This is a genomic window from Streptomyces sp. RP5T, assembly GCF_003933965.1.
In the GTDB taxonomy this organism is placed as follows: Bacteria; Actinomycetota; Actinomycetes; order Streptomycetales; family Streptomycetaceae; genus Streptomyces.
On the sequence record NZ_RSAJ01000843.1, the window covers coordinates 1 to 2782 of the forward strand.

Sequence of the window (2782 nt, forward strand, 5' to 3'; positions counted from 1 at the left end):
GGCGGGATCAGCCTGCCGTGGGCGATGAGGGACGCCGCCTGTTTGAGGCGGCGGACGCGGATGCTGACGCTGTAGGAGTCGATGCAGGGGACGGCCGCCACCTGTGTCGTGAGGTAGCGGTAGAAGTCCTCCGCGTCACGGCAGTACACGACGACCATGATGTTGTGCTCGCCGCTCGTGGCACCGGCGAAAGCCACCTCGTCGTGGTCGGCCAACTCCTCGCCGACGCGCTGTAGATGGGCTGGGGCCACCCGCAGCCAGAGGGTGGCGTTGAGATGGTGGCCCAGGCGCTCCGGGAGCAGGTCGACGTCATAGGCGAGCGCGCCCGAGGATTCCAGGGCGTCGAGACGCCGGGCCACGCGCGCCTTGGACCACCCGGTGAGTTCGGCGAGCCGGGTGTGGGTCGTACGGCCGTCCTCCGTGAGGGCTTCGAGCAGGGGGGTGTCCTCGGCGGTGAGCGGCAGGACGGGGCCGGTGGGCGCGGGCGGCCGGTCCGCGGTGAGCCGTGCCACCTGGTCCGGGGTGAGGCGGCCGCCGTATCCGGACCACTCGGAGGTGCCGACCGTGCCGAAGGGGTGGATCAGCAGGTCGATGCTGACGTCCAGCACGGAGGCGGCCTTGGGCAGTTGGCGCAGCAGGATGTCGTCGCGGGGTGCGTCGACCGGTGAGTGGATCATGCAGATGATCTCCGAGCCGCCGGAGGCGAGACCGACGTAGGCGATGTCGGGGCGGCGGGTGAGGGCGTCCGCCAGCGGGGCGACCCGGTCGGGGCGGCAGCGGATGCGGGTGATCCAGCGGGCCAGACCGTGCACCTCCGGGTTGATCAGACCCACGACCCGCATCACCCCCTCGCGGCGCAGGGCCTGGTAGCGGCGGGCGGCGGTCTGCTCCGACACCCCCGCGACCTCGCCGATCAGGCGGAAGGACGCGCGGGGGTGGTAGTGCAGGGCGCGGAGGATTTTGCGGTCGGTCTCGTCGAACATGGGAGAAGTGTGACAGTACGGCGGGCCCTGATGGATGTTTGTGTCCACGTCGGGCTCTGGCGTTGGGGATCCGACTCGTCGTCGCCGATGCTGGGGGGCCCGAGAAACAGTGGACGATCGCGGCGCGCGTCGCCGTGGAGGAGAGTTCCCCGTGAATGTCACGACCCCGGCGAGCGGGCCGGCCGACCGGCGGGCGGCCACGCTCGTCATGGCCTGCCTCGGCGTCTTCGTCGCCTATCTGCCGGTCACCACCGTCGCCGTGAGCCTGCCCGCCGTACAGGCGGCGCTGGGTGCGACGACATCCCAACTGGCCTGGGTCCAGGACGCGTTCGTCCTGCCCATGGCCGCGTTCATCCTGACCGCCGGCGTCTTCGGTGACGTGCACGGGCGCAAGAAGGTCTTCCAGGCAGGGCTGCTGTTCTCCGCGGCCGGGGCCGCCGTCGCGCTCACCGCGCAGTCGGTGCAGGTGCTGTGGATCGGGCAGGCCCTCGCCGGACTCGGCGCGGCCCTGCTGCTGCCCACCACGCTGGCGCTGATCAGCCACGCGGTGCCCGATCACCGGGAGCGCGGCAAGTTCATCGGCCTGTGGGCCACCTCGCTCATGGCGGCGCTGGCCGTCGGCCCGATCATCGCCGGAGTGATCCTCGACCACTTCGCCTGGCGCTGGATCTACCTCCTGCCGATCCCCGTCTCACTGCTCGCGACCGTCTTCGCGGCGCGGCTGCTGACCGACTCCCGCGCCCCCTACGAACGGCGGCTTGACTGGCCCGGCCAGATCACCGCCACGGTGGCGGTCACCGCCCTGGTGTACGGCGTCATCGAGGGCGGAGCGGACTCCTTCACCGCTCCGAAGGTGCTGACGGCCCTCGCGGTCGCCGTCGTGGGCGGTGTCGCCTTCGTGGTCGCCGAGCGGCGCAGCGACAGTCCGATGCTCGACCTCGCGCTGTTCCGCAGCCCGGCCTTCACCGCGACCACGCTCGTCGCGATGATCACGTTCCTCGGTCTGATCGGCTTCTTCTTCCTGCTCAGCCTGTACTTCGGGATGGTGCAGCGGCTCGGCACGCTGGAGGCGGGCTGGCGGATGCTGGTGGTGACGGCCTGCGCCATCCTGGTCGGCGGGCCCGTCGGGCGCCTCATGCACCGGGTGTCCGCGCGGTGGCTGATCGCGGGCGGTCTGCTGGTCGTCTCCGCCTCGCTGTTCTCGCTGGTCGGTGTCGACGCGGACACCTCCTTCCTCGGCCTCGCCTGGCGGCTCGCGCCCCTGGGGCTGGGAATGGGGGCCGTCATGACCCCGATGACCGCGACGGCGGTGGCCTCCGTGCCGCACCACCTGGCCGGTATGGCCGCGGCGGGCAACAACGCGTTCCGTCAGCTGGGCGGGGCGCTCGGTCCGGCCGTCCTCGGGGCGCTGCTGACCACCCGCGCGCTGGACAGCTTCCCCGGCCACCTGGCCGACGCCGGCCTGACCGGGGCGGCGCGGGAGCGGATCGTCACGGCGGCGGACCACGGGGGACTGGGCGCGGTGGCCGGCCTCGACCTCGGCGCGGACACGGGCCGGGTGATGGGTGCCCTGGGGGAGGCATTCCTGGACGGACTGCGGCTGTGCCTGACGGTCGCGGGGTCGCTCACCCTGCTGGCCGCGGTGGTCGCGCTCGTCCTGCTGCGCCGCCCCGGCGGCGGCGCGGGCCACACGCAGGTCGCCGCCGGGGGCCGCACTGAGGCCGCCGCGTCGGGCCGGCCCGGGGGAGCGAAGCCCGGCGAGACGGCTGCGGCGGTGTCGGGGACCGGCGGGGGTGAGG

Annotated in this window: 2 protein-coding genes; one reads left to right on the forward strand and one right to left on the reverse strand. The window is 72.9% G+C overall.

Going from position 1 to position 2782, the window contains the following annotated elements:
• On the reverse strand, window positions 1-983 hold a 983-nt coding region (locus EHS43_RS41860), incomplete at its 3' end, for an Lrp/AsnC family transcriptional regulator (protein ID WP_148104263.1).
• A 151-nt stretch (window positions 984-1134) separates the two neighbouring features.
• On the opposite strand from EHS43_RS41860, the gene EHS43_RS41865 reads away from it, so the two are divergent.
• Window positions 1135-2782: MFS transporter (locus tag EHS43_RS41865; protein WP_260470963.1), on the forward strand; the 1648-nt coding region annotated here is incomplete at its 3' end.